The following is an 18,230-nucleotide window of genomic DNA, read 5'->3' on the forward strand; positions in this document are numbered from 1 at the left end:
GCGGTGCGAGCAATCCTCGAGGGCGTTAAGCGGTCACATCCGCGCTTCTAGACTGAGGCAAGGCTCCTGCGGCGAACACAAGTAATGCGAATAACCAAACTCGCGCGACTCTATTCAAAAGAGTGCAAGGTCAACCGCCGACACTTACTCGCCAAAGTCCGACTGTCAGAGTGTCCTTACCGGAGATTTTTGGGTCTCCGGTAAGGACACTTTTACCTATTTGACAATGGGAATCATATCAACGCCTAAATCAGGTGCGCCGTAGGCGTCACCTGGATTTACTTGTTAGCTTCATGCTGCTTCGGCTAAGCTGTCTATTACCTCGCCAGCTTTCTTAAGGATCTCTTTTTCTGTTGGCAATGAAATAACCTTTCTATTTTTGGCAATTTCAATAATTATTGGTTCTAACTTTCTTTCTGCAAATGATACTCTTGAATCAGAAGCATACATATCTCTCAGAAAATCAGGAATATCACCAGACTTGAATTCATCTATTGCTTCTTTTGCTTCTTCTTCGCTTAATAGATAGTTAAACGCTAGATCGCCAAAAACCTTCTCAACAATAGAAAGCATTTCTTTTGCGTCGTCCTCGATAAACTCATCAAGTATAGTGGTTGCTACCTTAGAGGCTGCAGTACCTCCAGCAAAAGCTCCAAGCAACCCACCAATTATTCCACCTGCGGCAGTACCAATAACAGGTATGGCTGAGCCAATTGCTGCTCCACCTGCTCCACCTGCTGCACCAGCCATCCAACCACCAGTTCCTCCTGCTACACCTGAAGCAGTTGTTGCGACATTTTTAAAGAGCTGCGCGCCAGATACCTTTCCTTGAAACAGTCGCACAAAATCGACTGAAGATATTACCAAAGTAGTTACAACCCCTGTTACTATGTTACCTCTTAGCAGCTTGCTCACATGATTCATAGCTGCAGCACCATAGATAGAATTACCAGATCGCAGACCGTTTGCAATCCAAGAGGCAGCCTTCGGCCCCATTTGTTGGACAACCCAATCTGTAGCGCCTCTTAGACTTTGTTCTATGCCCGTCCTACCTAGTTGAGCAGTAATCACGCTGCTAACCCATGCGACGCCACCCACTTTTAATCCTGTATAACAAGCACCTTCTAAAGCTTCCTCCCAATCCTCGCCACTCCACAAGGCAACAGCAAATGAAACGGCAGCCGAGATTCCCATAGCCGTGCCAGCAAGCCGAATGCCATTTACAGCATCGTAAGTTAGACTTTCTATCGTTCCGAATTTTGCAATGTTTCTGACCTGTTCGTAAGTAAATGCTCCTTTTCGAACAATGTCTTTGGCCATTTCTGGATCAGATACACCAGGTACTTGACCATTTTTAATTCTGTTCTCCATTGCTTGAACCGCAGAATCATACTTGTCCGAAGGGACTTCAATCTGCATAGGAGAACCATCAGAGTTTACATATCTAAACTCTCCATTTTCAAAACACTCGCTGATACACTTTGAACCAGTCTTGCAGTATTTTGTTTGTATATTAACTCCATCGACTAAACGATCTGCACCATTTTTGGCATTATCTCCGCCGATAATCTTTGCGTCTTTACCTGAGAAAACATCATTTAGATGATTTGCTTTTTCTGCTGCAAATCCATGCCCACGGCTTGCTCCCAAAACTACATTGTCAGCGTAATTTTCAGCGCTATCAATCGCACCTGATGCTGTTCCAATTACTTCTTCTTTCTTCATGGTTTACTCGATGTTGGATATGAAGCTAACAGCTGTATAGTGCGCATGCGCGTTTTCTAAACCTATTATCTACCAGCTGTATTTTTTAACATTATGAATTTAATGGTATTTCCTGCAATATTACAGAAATAACGCGCAAGCTTAGCTGCAAATTCCCGGCATTTTGCCCGGAACGTCAATAATACTGTATAAAAATCAGTTCTGAGGTGCTTACCATAAGCGGCTTCAAGCCGTACAACCCACAGGGCGGGATTCCACTTTGTTTATATCTTAACCAAATAACAACTCTGAGCGAAATGTAGGACTCCAACCAGCACGGCGGCGCTTACCTGCCAGACTGTCTTTTTTGCCTTGGTGCTGCCTTATCGCACTCAGAGCCGCTCGGTTAAATAGGGCGAGATGCTTTGCGCCATCAGGATCCGTTACCTTCAGCGCATCTTCGCGGAAGACCACATCCAGCACCCAATGGAGCTGATTTTCTACCCCCCAATGCTCTCGAATAGTCCTCGCGGCCTCTTCGGCATTGAGCGGTAAGGAACTGACATACCAGCGTGAAGAACATGATGTTATTCCATCGACTGTCCGTTCACTGGCAACTTCGATAAATGAGGTGATGTGCGGCCACTTTTTCTTAAGTTCCGCTGATAATTCTGCTTCTATCTGCATGACTGTTCGGCGCTCCCTGCGGCCATGACCCATGTTGAACTGCTCAAATATAGCCAGTTCTGGCTGCTCATACGCTTTACTGAAGCTGGTTTTGACTGCTTCAAATAATCCCGGCTGGTTCGACTTGAGCTGAATAATGAAATCACCGTTCCCCTGTTTAATTTTGTTCATGGTAGACACCTGACAATGCAGTGCATCCAGCGTCAGAACGGCATTATCCAGTGCCATAGCATCAATCATGTTGCGGGCGACTTCAGCTTCTTTCCCTTTAGAATGTGAACTGTCTTGGTAAAGTGTAATGCCGTTGCCGACATCAAATGCGCTGACAACATGGAGTGCATTCTTAGCATCCTCACTCCACGCCCCGCGCAGGGTTTTTCCATCCAGCGCGATAACGGTTTTCCCTTCCGTTTGCCGTTGCTCATTGATCCAGCCAAATATGGCTTGAAGGAGCAGTTCGCTGTCCAATGCTTTGATTATATTACTGATACAATGCCTTTTAGGGATGCCATTTTCGAATTTTCGGTACAGACGGAGCCAATCTAGCTGTTCTTCTCCGAATTCCTGAATAGACTTCCACCCAGTCGCACCGCTGAGGATAGCACTGAGTGTCAGGAACACCACATCCACTAAATTATGCTTTAGATTGATGTCCTTACGGGGATCGGTAATCTGTTCTAGTTGTTTCAAAAGGGTCATGGTCATCTGTGGATTAAGGGCAAGGCAGATCAGATCATGACCAACCGTAAAAGTTCAATTTAAAGTGGGATCCCGCCCTGGTACAACCCAGGCCTTACAAAAAACGTTAAGTAAAGCCATGGCTACCGCACGGGTCCAAACTCTGTTCGTCCCTGCATTCCGTTGAAAACGGAAAAGTGCTGCTTCTGGCCTTAAGCTTAAGGAAGTGCTAAAGCTAAGCGTTTGAATTGGTTATACAATACCCAGTACTGAATTTGAAAACAATTAGCCAAAGGTCAAGTTTTGACAAAGGCAACAAAACTCTGATTTGGGTTGTTTTTACAACAGAATTGACTGGGTTTGAAACCTAAAGTGACTTCCCCCAGCTAATGCCGGGTGTTTGCATTACAGATGTTTCAAGCTACTCAGCGCTAACAAAATTGCACCAATTCCCCCTTCGGAGCCGCCGCTGGCGTTGTTGCAAATTGGCATAGCCGAGACAGGGATGTCGAGGCTCGAAGGTCGAGGAAGGATGCGAGTCCTGAGTGTAGCCAATTTGCTTCATAAGACAGCGGGGATTTCGGCTACGTCGGGGTGTCCTTGGGGATGCAAGGGGCTTTGGACAAGCAAAACCCCTTGCCCGGTGTGGTGTGGAACACCACGACTTTAAGCCGCTGGCACAGCGGCTATCATAGCTTCCAGCTAAAAGTCGCTAATTGGGCCTCCGGCGACGGATGTTTCCCATTGCCTGCCAACACAGGCATAAAAAAGGATGACCTTGGGTCATCCTTTTTAGCAACTTACTGGGTTGATATTAGATCAGAGTCTATCCAGCACGGCTTGGGTGAAGTCAGTGGTGCCATGGGTACCACCGAGATCGCGGGTAGTGCGGTCGCCTTCTTCGATAACCGCAGAAACGGCAGCGCGAATGGCGGCGGCTTTATCTGACATACCCAAGTATTCCAGCATTTGGATAGATGCCAGGATCACTGAAGTTGGGTTCGCCAGGTTTTTGCCGGCAATATCCGGGGCACTGCCGTGAACCGCTTCAAAGATAGCGGCGTTGCTACCGATGTTGGCGCCCGGGGCCATGCCCAGACCACCCACCAGACCGGCGCAGAGATCAGACAGAATGTCACCGAACAGGTTGGTGGTGACTATCACGTCGAAGTTTTCCGGGTTCATTACCAGCTTCATGCAAGTGGCGTCAACAATCATCTCTTCGGTAGTAATATCCGGATAACGCTGGCTGACTTCACGGGCCACTTTCAGGAACAGGCCTGAAGTCGACTTCATGATGTTGGCCTTGTGGACTATGGTCACCTTCTTGCGACCTTCCTTGCGAGCCAGTTCATAGGCGAAGGTAGCAATCTGCTCGGCACCCTGACGGGTGATGATACTGGTGGCTTCGGCAATGGCACCGTCTTCAGACAACTTTTGTCCCAGGCCTGAGTACATACCTTCAGTGTTTTCACGCACTGTGATGATGTCTATGTTCTCATATCTGGCTTGGGTGCCCTTGAAAGAAAGCACAGGACGTACGTTTGCGTACAGGCTGAACTTCTTACGCAGGGTTACGTTGATGGAGGTGAAGCCTTCGCCAACAGGTGTTGTCAATGGGCCTTTGAGAGTGATACGGTTCTTCTCGATGAGATCCAGCGTGCGCTGAGGCAGGAGCTCACCGTGTTTTTCCAGAGCAGTCAGACCGGCATCGGCAAATTCATATTCAAAGTCGCACCCCGCCTTATCGAGAATTTTAAGGGCTGAGTCGATAATGCTGGGGCCGATCCCGTCACCAGGGATCACGGTAATAGTTCTTTTTGACATGGAGAGGTCCTTCCACGGTTGGTCGTTACTGCTATTTATCAGACCATGTCAGTGACACGGTTTTCGACTGAGAATTTTGTGATTTAGATCGCCGCTATTCTATACACATTCAACGCATTTTCACAGGAAATAGTGAGCAATCTCACGCTTTTTTCTGTAGGCTGACTTGCTAAAAAGTCGGCGTCTGACCATGATGGAACGCCAACAAAATAAAAAGTCTACTTTAGTCTAACAACAATGAAAAAGAGGACGATCTTGAAGTTAACGCCCTTAGCATCGCTGCTGTTGCTGTCAGCCGGTTTCGCGACCGCAGTCAGTGCCCAGAGCAGCCCCTCACTGACCCTCAAGGATATAATGCAGTTTGAGTCGATTACCGATCAGGTTCTCGACCCACAAGGCAAGGTGCTGGCCTACAGTGTCGCGCCGGATCGCGGCGACAGCCGTGGTGTGGTCAAGTCACTGGCCAATACCAAGGTTTATGATGTCGCCGGTGGCTCCAAGCCGCAGCTGTCAGCCGATGGCCTTTATACCGCCTTTACTCTGGCGCCTTCGCTGCTGGAATCGGAAAAGCTTGCTCCCAAGGCGCGCAAGAAGCTGAAAAAAGGCCTGTTGCTGCTGGATAACACCACAGGTGAGCAGCGCCGCTTTGAGCGGGTCAAGTCTTATGCCTTCAGCGAAGATGGTACTTTGCTGGCTATCTGGTATGAAGCCGATGAAGAAAGCAAAGAGAGCGCAGAGGCAAACGGCATTGATGCCAAAGAGGCCTCAGCCAAAGTAGCCACTCAAGCATCCGCCCCCGATGCTCCAGCAGCCAAAACGCCGAAACTGGATGCCGGCAGCAGTTTCGAGCTGTTGTCGCTGGCAAGCGGCAAGTCACAGCGTTTCGAGCATGTGACCGCCTGGCAACTGGCTTATAACGGCAGTGTGCTGGCACTGGCGCAAAACGACAGTGCAAGTAATAGTCATAGCATCTCTGTGCTCGATACCCGCAGCTTTGAACTCAAATCGGTCAGCAGCCAAGCCGACAAGCAGTTTGGTGCCCTGGCACTGAGCCGTGATGGCCGCTATCTTGCCTATACCCGAGGAGATGCGGCGCTGGATGCGAATGAGCGCCCCTATGCCTTGTCTCTCTACGACAGAGAGTCGGGTAAACTGAGCCAAATATTGCCGAGCAAGGGCGACAGCAAGGGCTGGCTCATTAATCGTCATGCCAAGTTGAGCTTTTCGGCCGACGGTGAGCGGCTGTTCTTCGGCCGGGTGCCTGAGATAAGCAAGCAGCTGCAAATTCCCAAGGTGGAGCAGAGCAGTGACCTGTACGACACCGAGCTGGTCAGTGCCCAGCGGGATTTGCGCCTGTGGCACGGGGATGATCCGCTGATCAAGCCCAATGAAGTCAAACAGTATGAAAAAGAGCAGAGCCGCACTTATCTGGCTGTGCTGCATCTTGGTTCGCGCAACCTAGTGCAACTGGCCGACCGCAAGGTGCCGGACATTGAGCTGAGCGAACACAAGCGGGTGCTGCTGGGGAGCTCGGATATTCCCTATCGCAAGATGATAACCTGGGCCGGTTTCTATCGGGACTTTTACCTGGTGGATATCAATACCGGCCACAAGACCCGGGTATTGACCCAACAGCCCAGCGGCAGTGCGCCAACCCTGTCACCGGCAGGTAAATACCTGGCCTTTTATCAGCAGGGCGGCATCTATCTCTATGATGTGGCCAGCGGTCGCAAACATAACCTCAGCAGCAAGCTCAAGGTCAGCTTCGCCGACGAAGATCATGATTATCCATCTGCGGCGCCCGGCTATGGCTTCGGCCCCTGGCTCGAGGATGACTCAGGCCTGCTGGTGTATGACAAATACGATATCTGGCAGTTTGATACCCGCTCCCACGACGGTTTTATGCTGACAGGTGGCGAGGGCCGCAAGCAGCAGCAAAGTCTGCGTATTGAAGCACTGGCCCAGCCAGACAAGGCTTATCCGGCCACTGTGGCGCGTAACCAGGCTGTGTTGCTGCAGGGCTATAGCCACAAGACCAAGGCCGACGGTTTTTACCGTGCGGTTATCGGCCGGGCTCAACTGACGCCGCTGCTTGCCAAAGACAACAAGCTGTCTGTGCTGGCTAGGGCCGACAAGGGTGATACCTTGCTGTTCAGTCAGGAGCGTTACGACAGCTATCCGGATCTCTACAGCTCGGCTTTGCTTGAGCCAGCCAAGGCGGTCAAACAAACCGACTTTGATGCCCAGCGCCGCAAACTGCCCTGGGGCAAGTCAGAGCTGGTGCACTGGCGCGACGGTGATGGCCGTGAAATGGACGGCGTGTTAATCAAGCCTGCCAACTATCAAAGTGGCAAGCGTTATCCTGTGTTGGTGTATTTCTACCGCTTTATGAGCGATCGCCTGCACGCCTTCCCGGACATGAAAATCAATCACAGGCCCAACTTTGCCTGGTATGCCGCCGATGATTACGCCATCTTCCTGCCGGATATCCGCTTTGAAGTCGGCTATCCCGGTATCAGCTCGGTCAAGGCATTGACCGCCGGAGTGCAGAAGCTTATCGACATGGGGATCGCCGATCCGGATGCCGTCGGTATTCAGGGCCACTCCTGGGGCGGTTACCAGACAGCCTTTGCCGTGACCCAGACCAATATCTTCAAGGCCGCAGTCAGTGGTGCCCCGGTAAGCAATATGACTAGTGCCTACAGCGGCATACGTCACGGCACCGGCCTTGCTCGTCAGTTCCAGTATGAAACCGGCCAGAGCCGTATCGGTGAAAGCCTGATGCGCGCGCCGCAGAAATACATAGAAAACTCCCCTGTGTTCTATGTCGACCGCATTCAAACGCCGATGATGATCATGTTCGGTGACAAAGACGATGCCGTGCCTTGGGAACAAGGGGTTGAACTGTACTTGGCAATGCGCCGCGCCGGAAAAGATGTGGTCTTGCTGCAGTATCAGGACGAGCCGCACCACTTGAAGAAGTATCCCAACAAGCTGGATTACAGTGTGCGGATGAAAGACTGGTTCGATCATTACCTCAAGGGTGCCAAGGCCCCCGAGTGGCTTGAAAAGGGCGAAGCCTATCGCGAGCCCAAGGCGGAAGACTGAACTCCATTTCTGCCCAAATAACTCACAGAGGCGGCTCAATTGGTCGCCTCTTTTTTCTGTTTATAGGGTAGGGCGATGCGTACTCAAGCAGACTTGGGATGTTAAGTGTTGTCTTTGGCAGTCGTTGTTGGGCAAAAGCGAGCCCGCCTTGTGTACCGACTGATGCTTCCTCATTATTGTCTGCAGTAATTAAGGTTTTATTGTTTGTAGAGCGGCGTTTTACTTGCTCGGAAATTACATTGTCAAATTTTATCGATAGCAACTCCCAGAAGACCAAACATGTTGCCTGAAACTTCATCGCCCGAAAGGTAAATCTGGCTATCATTTGACTAATGAATCTCCATTTTATTCAACTGCACAGATATCCTTTCTCTTACTTTATATCTATTTAGCCAAGATTCACCAGAATTTAACACTGCGCGCGACATTCTTATCTTGCTCAATTTTCTCAAAACAGATACGGCTAAAGAAAAAAGATACCCAATGTTGTTAAATATTTGGGCACTCTTCAGATGTGTCAAATGTGTAAGCAATTAAACTGGTCTTGATTTTACCTTCTTCATATATGTTGTGAAGTGCATCAAATATTTCTTTTGAAAAGAAAATTTTACTCATTCCTTTGGGCTTGAATACGTGTTGTCTACATGGTGGAAGCGATTTTATTTTATCTTCGGAAAGATAATGCTGAGTCATTGCCTTGGAAACGTTTTTGCTTTTGTTTTCGTCAACTACATCAACAATATTGTTTACAGCTATTAAGTAACGCCCGCTAGATGTATCCTGGCCGGCACAAGCGAGTTTGGCGGGGTAGAAAGCTATGCCATACGGGTCAAAACTCATTATAACATGAGCAATTTCCTTGGTAACATTAAAGCAACCTAGTTTTATTAAGTCTAAAGCATCAATATGATCCAGGTCGTTATCTTTCCAAACTATAGGCTCTGAAATAGACGTAGGGTTAAAGTCATTATCCTTGTTATAAAAGAAAGATCTTTTATCATCATACTCAAAGAAAGAGTCTCCTTCATTAAAATCTTCGGTAATATATGCAACTTCCATCATTTTGTCCTCAAAATTTCATCAATCATAAACATTTGCTGCTTACAAAAGTCTCTTTTGCCTGACCAGCGTCTTGATCAATGCTCTTATCGGGGCCACAGTCTTGACTTAAACAGCCCTTTCTTTGGTAAATGTTCACCGACAGAAGGTTGACACGCATAATTCTGCTGGAATTGGGTAATTCGTCTTTTCGTGCTGGCTCGAAAGAAAAAAGAAGCAAAAGACACCCAATATTAACTAAAACAAGAAACAAAGACATCCAATATTAACTTTAGTTTGCTGAAAACTGAGATATTCAATATCAGAAAGTGTTTCACAGCGGAGAAAATGCCGGGATAGCAGGGGAGTGCTGTAAAGTCGGCGTCAACGCTGTACAACCTGCTCCAGTGCCCATTCAGTGGTTAATCCTGAGCACCAAATGCAGTGAGTGGACATGACCGCAAAGGGACACAGAACAATGGCGAATGCTACTGCCAGTTTCAATAGATGCGATTCAACCCAGTCTCGATTGTGTTCGTAGCTATTGCCTGAATAATCATCAATCCCGGATAAAAAGGTGCGGCGTACGCAAGGTGGCAAACTCTTCGGGAATGAATTATGAATTTGAACATTTTTTGCTGGGCAGAAGGGGAGCTAGAACAGGTTGATTCTACCCTTGGTTTTCCTTTCCTTAAACTGCGGGCTTTCTGCCGTTATTCGGGTTGAGCAGGGGCCTTGGATAGCACTTGCGGCGGCGAATATTGCTGCAGATATTGCTGGTAAGTGTCTTCGCCCCAGGCCAGCAGTTGGCCATCTTCGAATAGCAGTGGGGTGCATTCATCTTTGGTGGTCTTGCCGTCTGATTTACTGTGATGGGTGCGGTAAAAGAGGACCTGCAGCGAATGACTATGGGTTTGCTTGGCTTCGCTGAAGTCGGCTTTGCCCAGGGTTTGGGTGACTTCCGCCAGTGTTTGCCCCAGTTGCAGCTCAGAAACCATAGACTGGTTATAGGCTTGCCTGTCTTCCCAGCTCATGTCTTCCGGTTTGGGCTCGTAGAAGAGAATGACCACGGCAACAAAGGCCAGATAGGCGATAAAGATACTGCCGATAACTACAGGTGCCTTACTTTTCATGCTGTTATTCCGTTTATTGCTCAACCTGGGTTCACTCCAGAGCAAGACGGCTCACTCTGTATTGAGTGATATAAGATACTCGCGATAGCTCCAATGTAAACAGTATGTTTGTAATATGTTTTGTCTGTACGCGATTATTGCCCGGCTGCCAGGCCGGGCAAAGGTCACAGAACACCTGGTTTAGATGGTGAAGCCAAAGCCCATGTCCCATTCCAGCAACGGCACCAGATGTAACCCGTTGGCATTGAGTGCTATGAGTCTCTCAGCCACGGACTCATGCACTATGTAGGTAGATCTCATGCCTTTGACTTCGAACATCCGTCGTTTGGTAAAAGGGATGGCCAGCAGTTTGTCGGCGTCCAGGCGAATATTGATGGCGGAAACCGAGTCGTCCGCTTGCCGGCGGATAGATTGGCTGTTGTCAAAGTCATAGCCTGCGAGGCTGTTGTCGAGCATTACGGCTCAATAGAGGTGTTCGCTCTCATCGGCAGGGCAGTAGCATACAAGCAACAGCTGCAGCTGGTAGATGTCCAGATAGTCGAGCTCTCGCTTTATGGCATTCGTTACCATAGGCATACCGTCGAGATCCATGGCGTCAACCAGGGGAATATTTTCCTCCTCATCGGCCGGCGATTCGGCATAGATGGGCTCGCGCAGCGACGTTGGACCCCGGTAAATAAGATAATGCTCTCTACTGCAGACGGTATAAGGGGGATGACATATCACCGCTGCCACAATACAGGACAAAATACTCGTTGTTGATATGAATCATGTCCCCCGGTTTCTTCCTTGGCGTTATTCGCTCCAGCGCACCCAGACATCTTTCAAATTGGCCGCGGTCAGCTTGTCCATTACGCTGTTGTGTACCAGCAAGAAGGAGGGGTCTTGGTCAAGTTTGAACAATAATCGCTGCTCAAGCGGAATGGCTGCCAATTTGGCCGGATCCAGCACCGGGGTTCGTATTGCGTCGATGGCGGGTGATTCAGAGTTCCAGATGGTGTGGTCGATATCGAGCACATCATAGCGATTGAAGACATGAAAATAGGCATAGAGCACTTCATCAATGAAATCCAGTTCGTCTACTGTGCCTATGTCTATCTCGGCATACATATCTTCATCCGGCTTGTAGGGGTTTTTAATACGCTCAACCCCGAAAGGCTCCATTGACGAGAGCATGTCGGCGAAAGGTTCAGCAAAGAACAGACGAGGGCACTGGGCAAAATCCACCACCAGATCCGGCCCATATTCCACCGGGCGTTGGGGCGTGTTGGCTTTTATCAGCCAGTTCCGCTCCAGATAGAATTGGCGGCGGTGAAAAATCAGGTAGTCATTCATACTTGTTTACTCCTTTAAACTGCTTTACCGGGAATGAGCGGGTCAGTTGGAAAAGATTTTAAAAATAACGAGCAGCCGATAAGGCGACCAAGGCTTTAGGCGCAGGAAGGTGCGAACAAGTCCCATGTGTGCTCTGCGTCGGCTTACGGGCCTGGATGCAAGGCGTGGTTCGCGGCAAATGGCCCTAGTCCTTTGCAAGAATTCCCCAAGCCTATGTGTGAGCCCGTTTCGCTATTCCTGTGTCTGTTTGGGTGTTGTCTGCTGGGGCTGTATATGTTGCTGCAGATACTGCTGATAAGTGTCTTCCCCCCAGGCCTGGAGCCGGCCATCGGCAAACAGCAGAGGGGTACATTCGTCTTTGGTGGTCTTGCCGTCGGATTTTACATGCTGGGTGCGGTAGAAGAGCACCTGCAGCGACTGGCCATGGGTTTGCATGGCCTCGCTGAAATCGGCTCTACCCAGGGTTTCAATGGTTTGTTCCAGCGTTTGTCCCAGCAGTAACTCAGTGACTTTAGACTGGTTATAGGCTTGCCTGTCTTCCCAGCTCATATCTTCCGGTTTAGGTTCATAGAAGAGGATGACCACGGCAACAAAGACCAGATAGGCGATAAAGATGCTGCCGATAACTACGGGGGCCTTACCTTTCATACAGTTTTCCATTTTATTGCTTAAGTTGAGCTCTTGGAGCCTTGGTTTTCTTTGACTCTATACTGGTTCAAACGAATATTGAGTTCGAGATCCGTGCGCAGTTTTGCCAACCGATAGCTGAGGCGGGCCATCTCCTTGCCTTCGGTTAACTTTTTGGCTTGCTTGGCTCCCAAAGTATCGAGCGCATTGTAGACATTGGCCAGGGTGCGAAAGCTTCTGAGCAGTTCGCCGGCCGTCTTGGGACCTATTCCCTGGATGCCGGGGATCTTGTTGCCGCTGTCGCCGCTGAGGGCCATAAAGTCCAGCAGTTGGCTCTGTTCTATGCCGAGTTTTTGCTCCAGCGCGGCAATATCCATGGCGGCGCCATTGAAGTGATCCCACAGCAGCAAACGCGGTAATCTCAGCTGGCAAAAGCCCTTGTCGGTGGAGACGATAATCGCCTCGCCACCGCGCAGGCACAACTTGCTTGCCAGGGTGGCGATAACATCATCGGCTTCCGATAGTGCATTGATGGAGCCAATCCCCGCTTCTGCCAGCGCCTGTTTCAGCACCGGTAGGCCATCGGCCAATGCCTGGGGCATGGGCTTGCGGCCTTTCTTGTAATCCGGATACAGGCGTTTGCGCCAGGACTCTTCATCGCCGTCCCAGACAATAGCCACATGGGTGGGGCTGTGCTGGCGAATAAGCTTCTGGCAGGCATTGCGGCTGCGCTCGGTCAGCCCTTGCATGTCGGCTTCATCCGGCTGCGCCGCATGCAGGCGGCGCACCAGATTCATACCATCAATAATCAGCAGTCGGTTCATTTCATTATTTGATAACAGGGCACATAGGCGGTGCCCGGTAACTTCATTCTTTGTTGGCTGACAAAGGCGCCCAACAGTTTATCCATTAAGGCCATCAGCTCGGGATCGCCCTTGAGCTTGAATGGACCATGACGCTCGATGTTTTTCATGGTTTCCGCCTTGACGTTGCCCGCCACTATGCCGGAAAACGCCTTGCGCAAGTTGGCCGCCAGCTCAGCCTTATTGCTCTGGAAGTGCAGGTTAAGGTTTTCCATCACTTCATGAGTGGGCACAAAGGGTAGCTGGAATTCAGGCTCTATCTTGAGGCTCCATTGGTATTGGTAGGCATCACCGGTTTGCTTGCGGTGACGTTTAACCTCTTCCATACCGGCACGCATGATGCGCGCCACCTGGGGGGCGTCGTCTATGATGATTTGGTATTTCTGCTGCGCCTGCTCGCCCAGCGTCGCGCCGATAAAGGCATCGATTTCGCGGAAGTAGGCTTCGCTTTCCTTGGGGCCGGAGAGCACCAGCGGGAAAGGAATATCGGCATTTTCGCGGTTGAGCAAAATGCCAAGCAGGTAGAGCAGCTCTTCGGCGGTGCCGGCGCCGCCGGGGAAGATGACGATACCGTGCCCCAGGCGCACAAAGGCCTCCAGGCGTTTTTCTATGTCCGGCAGAATTACCAGTTCATTGACTATCTGGTTGGGTGGCTCGGCGGCGATAATGCTCGGCTCGGTCAGGCCTATGTAACGGGCGTTATGAATACGCTGCTTGGCGTGGCCGATTGCGGCGCCCTTCATTGGCCCTTTCATGGCTCCCGGACCGCAGCCGGTACAGATATCCAGCATTCTCAGCCCCAACTGGTAGCCCACCTCTTTGGTGTACTTGTACTCGGTGTCGTTTATCGAGTGGCCGCCCCAGCAGACTACCACATTGGGATCCTGCATCGGGGTAATGGCTCTGGCGTTTCTCAGAATGTCGAACACCACGTTGGTGATATGGCTGGCGTTGGTGAGGTTGATGTGTTTCAGGCCATCGTACTTGTTGCTGACATAGATGATGTCCCTGAGCACGGCAAACAGGTGCTCCTGAATGCCGACTATGATCTGCTCATCGACAAAGGCGCTGGCCGGCGGGTTAACCAGCTCCAGCTTGATGCCACGCTCACGGCGCAGCACGTTGATTTCAAAGTCATGGAATTGGTCAAACAGTTCCTTGGCGTTGTCAGTTTGCTGTCCCGAGGCCAATACGGCTAACGAGCAGTTACGGTAGAGTTGGTAAAGGTCACTCTTGGCACTCTGTTTGAGGCGGTCTGCCTCCAGTTGCGACAGTTGATCCATACTGCCGCGGGGACTGATCCTGACTATCATGACGACTCCTTGAGCTGAAACAGGAGTCATTGCTGTCAATCTATAATGACTCTGTCACGGCTTTCATGTTTGGCTTTGTAGAGGGCCGCATCGGCGCGTTCGAAAGTTTCCTGGATGTGTTCGCCATCCAATATCTGCGCGGCCCCTATGGATACTGTAACTGTAATACGCTGATTTTTAAATTTAAAAGGAATATTTTTAATTTTTTCGCGCACTCTGTTCAATAGTTGTTCTATATCCTTGGGTGAAACATCCGGAATGATGAGAACAAACTCCTCACCGCCGTAACGGGCGACAAACTCAGTGTCACGCAGGGAGTTTTTCAACGCCATGGCGATAACCTGCAGTGTCTTGTCACCTGTGGTATGGCCAAAGCTGTCATTGATGGACTTGAAGTGATCTATGTCGGCTACCGCCAGCCACAGTGGCTGTTTGTTGCGCTGGAAGTGGCGGTATTCCTGCTCCATCCGCTCCTCCATGGCCGCGCGGTTGGGCAGCTGGGTGAGGGTATCGAGCATATTGAGCTTCTGCTGCTCGAACAACCTTTCCTTATAGGTGGTGGCTTCACTGGAGAGGTCGCTCAGCTCTTTACGCATGGTTTCCATCGACTTGCGCAGCAAGGCTTGCTCTCTCTGCTCCAGCGCTTCCTTGCGGGCCAGGCTGGCGCGAATGGCGGCCAGTTGCTCGCTGATCTGCTGCTTGAGCTCGGTAATATCCTCAATATCCACCAATGACTCGCCGACATTGTCTACCTGGGCGTTGAGTTCACGATTCAGTTGGCTCTTGAGCTGATGGCTGCGCTGGGATTGGTTATAAGAGTCGCTGACCACTTCACGTACGGCGCTCAGGGCGTCGTTGAGGGCAAACAGAAACTCCTGTGAGGCGGTTTTTTCGCGGGCTATGTTGTCCAAAAGCAGCGAGAGTATGGTTTGATAGGCCTCCAGCAGGGCATCGATATCTATCTCGGCCGAGGCCAGCTGCTCTTTGATTACCAACACCTGGTCACGCTGATCTTTGCGAAACTCTATGTTGGAAATCATCTGCGCCAGCTCGTGACCCAGTTGTCTGTGCTTGGGTAGTACCGCGATGGGGGACTCAGATTCAAACTGGTTGTCCAGCAGTTGTTCGTAAAACCCCACCAGTTGCTCGACCTTGGGAATATAATCCCAGACGGTATGGAAAGGTTTGCCCAGCTCCTGCTTGAAATAGCTGACCTCTTTTTTGAGGCGCTCAGGCATGGAGTCGACTCGTTGCAGTTGGCGGCTGAATTTGCTCAGGCTGGAGCGGCCTTCTTCCAGTTGGCCCATCACATGATGGTATTGCCCCTTGAGCAGACGCTCTACCTCGACCAGATCCGGCAACACATCATCGATACGCTCGTAGGTTCCCAGGTTATGTCTGAGCTTGGCCAGTTTATTGTCCAGCTCCAGGTTTTGCCCCTTACAGGCCAGACTGAGGTGACCAATAAACTGCAGCAACGCCTGCAGCTTGGCATTTCTGTCCTCATTCATTTCATCCAACGCGGCTTTGGTGGAATGCAATTTCTGCTTGAGTACACCTAGTTGCGACACCGTTGCGTTTGAGTCCTTCATTCCTGTAATTTTCCTTCGATGCGCGATCGAATCTATAGTCGGGTCATGAGTGGCTAGAAAACCCCATGACTCCAGTTCCAGACACTTCTAAATGGTATCGCAATCCGGCAGGAGTGCAAATCTGCCATCCAGTTGTTGTGACAAAGTTTTGTCGTTCAGATCAAATTATTGACACAGGTTCGGCTCTGGACTGCTGTTGTGACTCCGGCCAGCAGATCTTATCTTTCTCACCATTGGTCTCCACTCTTATCAGGCCGCGGATAATACTCTTTTGCAATTGCAGATAGAGCGGGGCCGAGAAGATGGCTGCCGGGGTGAAGTCCAAAGTACTGAAACCGACATAACTGCCTTGGCTGTTTTTCAGGCTGATGGCACCAGCAAGGGCCAATTGCGCCGTTTCAAACAGGACTTCCACCGACAGCTTGATATCCGGGTTACCCAGGAGCGGCAGCGGAATATAACCCAGCGCCGGTTTGAGCATCTGCCCCTGGAATTGCCAGGCACTGAGCCGGTGGTAAAGTTTGGCCGGGCCAGTGTCTTCGGCAAGGGTCAGGGCAAATAGGCCGGGTCTGAGCAGGAATACCTTGGCGCCGGTGAGGGCGGCAATCTCCTCGGCTTGCTGCACCAGTCTCGGCGCCGCGAGGCTGTTGCCCAAGGTGAAGTCAGAGTTGAATTCCTGCTCCAGAGACAATAGCGCCAGGCCTTTGGTTTTACTTGAAATACTGCCAAGCAAGGCACGATAGCCGGGCAGGCCGCTCATGGGCTCCAGTTGCATTTTCGCCTTTTGAGCCTGGTTCTTTTTCGCCATTTGTTTGCGCAATCTATACTGCTGCATCGCCAATGCCAGCAACAGCAGGCAGAGCCCCAGGCTGATTGCCAGCAGAATATTACGGGTATGCAGTGCTTCTTGTCTTTGCAGTTGATCTTGCCTGAGTTGGCCCACTTCCAGTTTCAGCTTCTGCTCTGTGACGGCGGATGAATTAACGTCCGAGGTGGTTTGCTGCTCTTTTTCCAACATGGCCTGTTGCAGTTGGATGCTTTCCTCCTGGCTTGCCAGTGCCTGCTGAAACTTACCCTGCGCCTTGTAGGCCGCGGTTTGGTAGCCAAGGGCTTCTATCTGCTCATCCGGCAATTCCAGCAACTTGGCCAGTCGCAAGGCTTCTATGGCGTGCTGCATGGTCAAAGGCCAATCCTCCATGGCCTGGCCCACCTCGGCTATCAGCATTTCGTTATAAACCAGGTAGTGGTTGCTCTTTCTGTCCTTGAATATTTCGTTGGCCTGGAACAGGTAGTCGAGCGCGACCTGATAGTCGTTCAAATGGAAATAAGCCTCACCCAGGTTGTGGAAGTTAAGCCCCTGAGCGATGAAGTTCTTCAGCTCGGCATCTATCTGCTGGGCATTGAGGTAGTAGTCAATCGCCTTGTTCCACTCGCCTGTGTTGCCATACACCATGGCGATAACCGTCATGGTATGGGACAGGAAAGAGCCGGAACCCATGGCTTTATAAGCGTCGGCGGCGCCGTGGGCGTATTCCAGCGCTTCATCCCACTGTTCCATGTCCCGGTACAGCTTGGCCAGGTTAAGCTGCAGCAGTGCCTTTTGATTGGGATGGTTGTAACGGCTGGCCAAACGGAAGGCCTCGGTATAGTGCTGCAGCGACTTGGTGCGCTGGCCGTTGATATTGTAATACTTGCCCAAAGCCGCTTCGGCATTGGCTATCAGGTAGTCATTGCGCAGCCGGTAGGCGGTATCTCTGAGCAGGTTGTAGGCGTTCAGAGACGGAATAGCCTGTTTGGCTATCAGGTTAACTGTACCCAGATCTTCGTAGATGACATACCTGAGCAGTTGGCTGCGTTTGTCCTGGGCATCGCCCAACTGCTCGAGCGCCTGCTGATTGAGGGCGACGGTTTGTTCATACTGTTGGTCGACCCGGCCGAGATAACGGCCTTCAAGATTATAGAGGGCGGCTTTTTCATAGTCGCTGCGGGCGATGATCTTCAACTGCTCAATGATATCTTGTGCCTGTTCCAGCCGCCCGGGAACCAGCACCTGGGCATCCAGATCCAGCCGAGCCAGCAGAATGAGTTTGTCCATCAGCTGATCCGGGGCAAAACCCACTTCCAATGCGCTGGACTGAAACTGTTCAAGCGAAGGATATTGCAACGACTCGGGCAGTGAACTGACCACAGTGCTGTGGAGCTGCCTGGGCTGCTCCCTGAAACTTATCTCTATATCATCCAGTTCGTCGGCGTGCGCCAGACCCATAAGCAGCATGGATGCGATGAACATAACCCTGAAAAAGTACATATATTTGCCTCTGTCCC

General features: G+C 50.6%; 14 protein-coding genes. 1 reads left to right on the forward strand and 13 read right to left on the reverse strand.

Annotated elements, in window-relative coordinates:
• Positions 1-291: 291 nt before the first annotated feature.
• From ACSHSR_RS06645 to ACSHSR_RS06655, 3 genes are all read right to left on the reverse strand, one after another.
• Positions 292-1,725 (reverse strand): hypothetical protein, encoded by a 1,434-nt coding sequence (locus ACSHSR_RS06645; RefSeq protein WP_479631362.1) that lies wholly within the window; start codon positions 1,723-1,725, stop codon positions 292-294.
• A 270-nt stretch (positions 1,726-1,995) separates the two neighbouring features.
• Positions 1,996-3,090, reverse strand: a complete 1,095-nt coding sequence (locus ACSHSR_RS06650; RefSeq protein ID WP_109248997.1) for an ISAs1 family transposase — start codon at positions 3,088-3,090, stop codon at positions 1,996-1,998.
• Positions 3,091-3,888: 798 nt separating this feature from the next.
• Complete coding sequence (locus ACSHSR_RS06655; RefSeq protein ID WP_025011991.1) at positions 3,889-4,896, reverse strand: isocitrate dehydrogenase; 1,008 nt, start codon at positions 4,894-4,896, stop codon at positions 3,889-3,891.
• A 255-nt stretch (positions 4,897-5,151) separates the two neighbouring features.
• Here ACSHSR_RS06655 and ACSHSR_RS06660 point away from each other — a divergent pair, with 255 nt between their 5' ends.
• Positions 5,152-8,004 carry a prolyl oligopeptidase family serine peptidase gene (locus ACSHSR_RS06660; protein ID WP_335922607.1) on the forward strand — a complete coding sequence of 951 codons (2,853 nt, stop codon included), beginning with the start codon at positions 5,152-5,154 and terminating at the stop codon, positions 8,002-8,004.
• Positions 8,005-8,493: 489 nt separating this feature from the next.
• Here the strand turns inward: ACSHSR_RS06660 and ACSHSR_RS06665 are convergent, their stop codons facing one another.
• The 10 genes from ACSHSR_RS06665 to ACSHSR_RS06710 all read right to left on the reverse strand — a co-directional run bounded on the left by ACSHSR_RS06665 (position 8,494) and on the right by ACSHSR_RS06710 (position 18,213).
• Positions 8,494-9,066 carry an imm11 family protein gene (locus ACSHSR_RS06665; RefSeq protein ID WP_208185345.1) on the reverse strand — a complete coding sequence of 191 codons (573 nt, stop codon included), beginning with the start codon at positions 9,064-9,066 and terminating at the stop codon, positions 8,494-8,496.
• Between the two features lie 689 nt (positions 9,067-9,755).
• On the reverse strand, positions 9,756-10,175 hold the full coding sequence (locus tag ACSHSR_RS06670) for a DUF3192 domain-containing protein (RefSeq protein ID WP_208190764.1): 420 nt from the start codon (positions 10,173-10,175) through the stop codon (positions 9,756-9,758).
• A 180-nt stretch (positions 10,176-10,355) separates the two neighbouring features.
• Positions 10,356-10,631, reverse strand: coding sequence for a hypothetical protein (locus ACSHSR_RS06675; protein WP_107005292.1), 276 nt, complete (start codon positions 10,629-10,631; stop codon positions 10,356-10,358).
• 6 nt (positions 10,632-10,637) lie between these two features.
• Positions 10,638-10,922 (reverse strand): hypothetical protein, encoded by a 285-nt coding sequence (locus tag ACSHSR_RS06680; protein WP_107005293.1) that lies wholly within the window; start codon positions 10,920-10,922, stop codon positions 10,638-10,640.
• A gap of 48 nt (positions 10,923-10,970) precedes the next feature.
• Positions 10,971-11,510, reverse strand: a complete 540-nt coding sequence (locus tag ACSHSR_RS06685) for a hypothetical protein (RefSeq protein ID WP_025011994.1) — start codon at positions 11,508-11,510, stop codon at positions 10,971-10,973.
• Between the two features lie 231 nt (positions 11,511-11,741).
• Positions 11,742-12,158: a DUF3192 domain-containing protein gene (locus tag ACSHSR_RS06690; RefSeq protein WP_101059837.1), complete on the reverse strand. Its 417-nt coding sequence runs from the start codon at positions 12,156-12,158 to the stop codon at positions 11,742-11,744.
• Positions 12,159-12,178: 20 nt separating this feature from the next.
• Positions 12,179-12,961, reverse strand: coding sequence for a flap endonuclease Xni (xni, locus tag ACSHSR_RS06695; RefSeq protein ID WP_335922608.1), 783 nt, complete (start codon positions 12,959-12,961; stop codon positions 12,179-12,181).
• A complete protein-coding gene (gene ppnN / locus ACSHSR_RS06700) occupies positions 12,958-14,313 on the reverse strand; it encodes a nucleotide 5'-monophosphate nucleosidase PpnN (RefSeq protein WP_025011997.1) in 1,356 nt (451 codons plus the stop codon). The genes xni and ppnN overlap by 4 nt, the downstream gene beginning before the upstream one ends.
• Before the next feature lie 35 nt (positions 14,314-14,348).
• Positions 14,349-15,905, reverse strand: a complete 1,557-nt coding sequence (locus ACSHSR_RS06705) for a GGDEF domain-containing protein (RefSeq protein WP_025889111.1) — start codon at positions 15,903-15,905, stop codon at positions 14,349-14,351.
• A 160-nt stretch (positions 15,906-16,065) separates the two neighbouring features.
• Complete coding sequence (locus tag ACSHSR_RS06710) at positions 16,066-18,213, reverse strand: tetratricopeptide repeat protein (RefSeq protein WP_221055281.1); 2,148 nt, start codon at positions 18,211-18,213, stop codon at positions 16,066-16,068.
• Positions 18,214-18,230 lie beyond the last annotated feature (17 nt).

Source organism: Shewanella sp. VK101 (assembly GCF_056497865.1).

Excerpts from the sequence above, each read along its gene's own strand:
- ACSHSR_RS06650 (WP_109248997.1), bottom strand. The coding sequence starts at position 3,090 with ATGACCCTTTTGAAACAACTAGAACAGATTACCGATCCCCGTAAGGAC.
- ACSHSR_RS06665 (WP_208185345.1), bottom strand. The coding sequence starts at position 9,066 with ATGATGGAAGTTGCATATATTACCGAAGATTTTAATGAAGGAGACTCT.
- ACSHSR_RS06690 (WP_101059837.1), bottom strand. The coding sequence starts at position 12,158 with ATGAAAGGTAAGGCCCCCGTAGTTATCGGCAGCATCTTTATCGCCTAT.
- ppnN (WP_025011997.1), bottom strand. The coding sequence starts at position 14,313 with ATGATAGTCAGGATCAGTCCCCGCGGCAGTATGGATCAACTGTCGCAA.
- xni (WP_335922608.1), bottom strand. The coding sequence starts at position 12,961 with ATGAACCGACTGCTGATTATTGATGGTATGAATCTGGTGCGCCGCCTG.
- ACSHSR_RS06710 (WP_221055281.1), bottom strand. The coding sequence starts at position 18,213 with ATGTACTTTTTCAGGGTTATGTTCATCGCATCCATGCTGCTTATGGGT.
- ACSHSR_RS06705 (WP_025889111.1), bottom strand. The coding sequence starts at position 15,905 with ATGAAGGACTCAAACGCAACGGTGTCGCAACTAGGTGTACTCAAGCAG.
- ACSHSR_RS06645 (WP_479631362.1), bottom strand. The coding sequence starts at position 1,725 with ATGAAGAAAGAAGAAGTAATTGGAACAGCATCAGGTGCGATTGATAGC.
- ACSHSR_RS06685 (WP_025011994.1), bottom strand. The coding sequence starts at position 11,510 with ATGAATGACTACCTGATTTTTCACCGCCGCCAATTCTATCTGGAGCGG.
- ACSHSR_RS06670 (WP_208190764.1), bottom strand. The coding sequence starts at position 10,175 with ATGAAAAGTAAGGCACCTGTAGTTATCGGCAGTATCTTTATCGCCTAT.
- ACSHSR_RS06655 (WP_025011991.1), bottom strand. The coding sequence starts at position 4,896 with ATGTCAAAAAGAACTATTACCGTGATCCCTGGTGACGGGATCGGCCCC.
- ACSHSR_RS06675 (WP_107005292.1), bottom strand. The coding sequence starts at position 10,631 with ATGCTCGACAACAGCCTCGCAGGCTATGACTTTGACAACAGCCAATCT.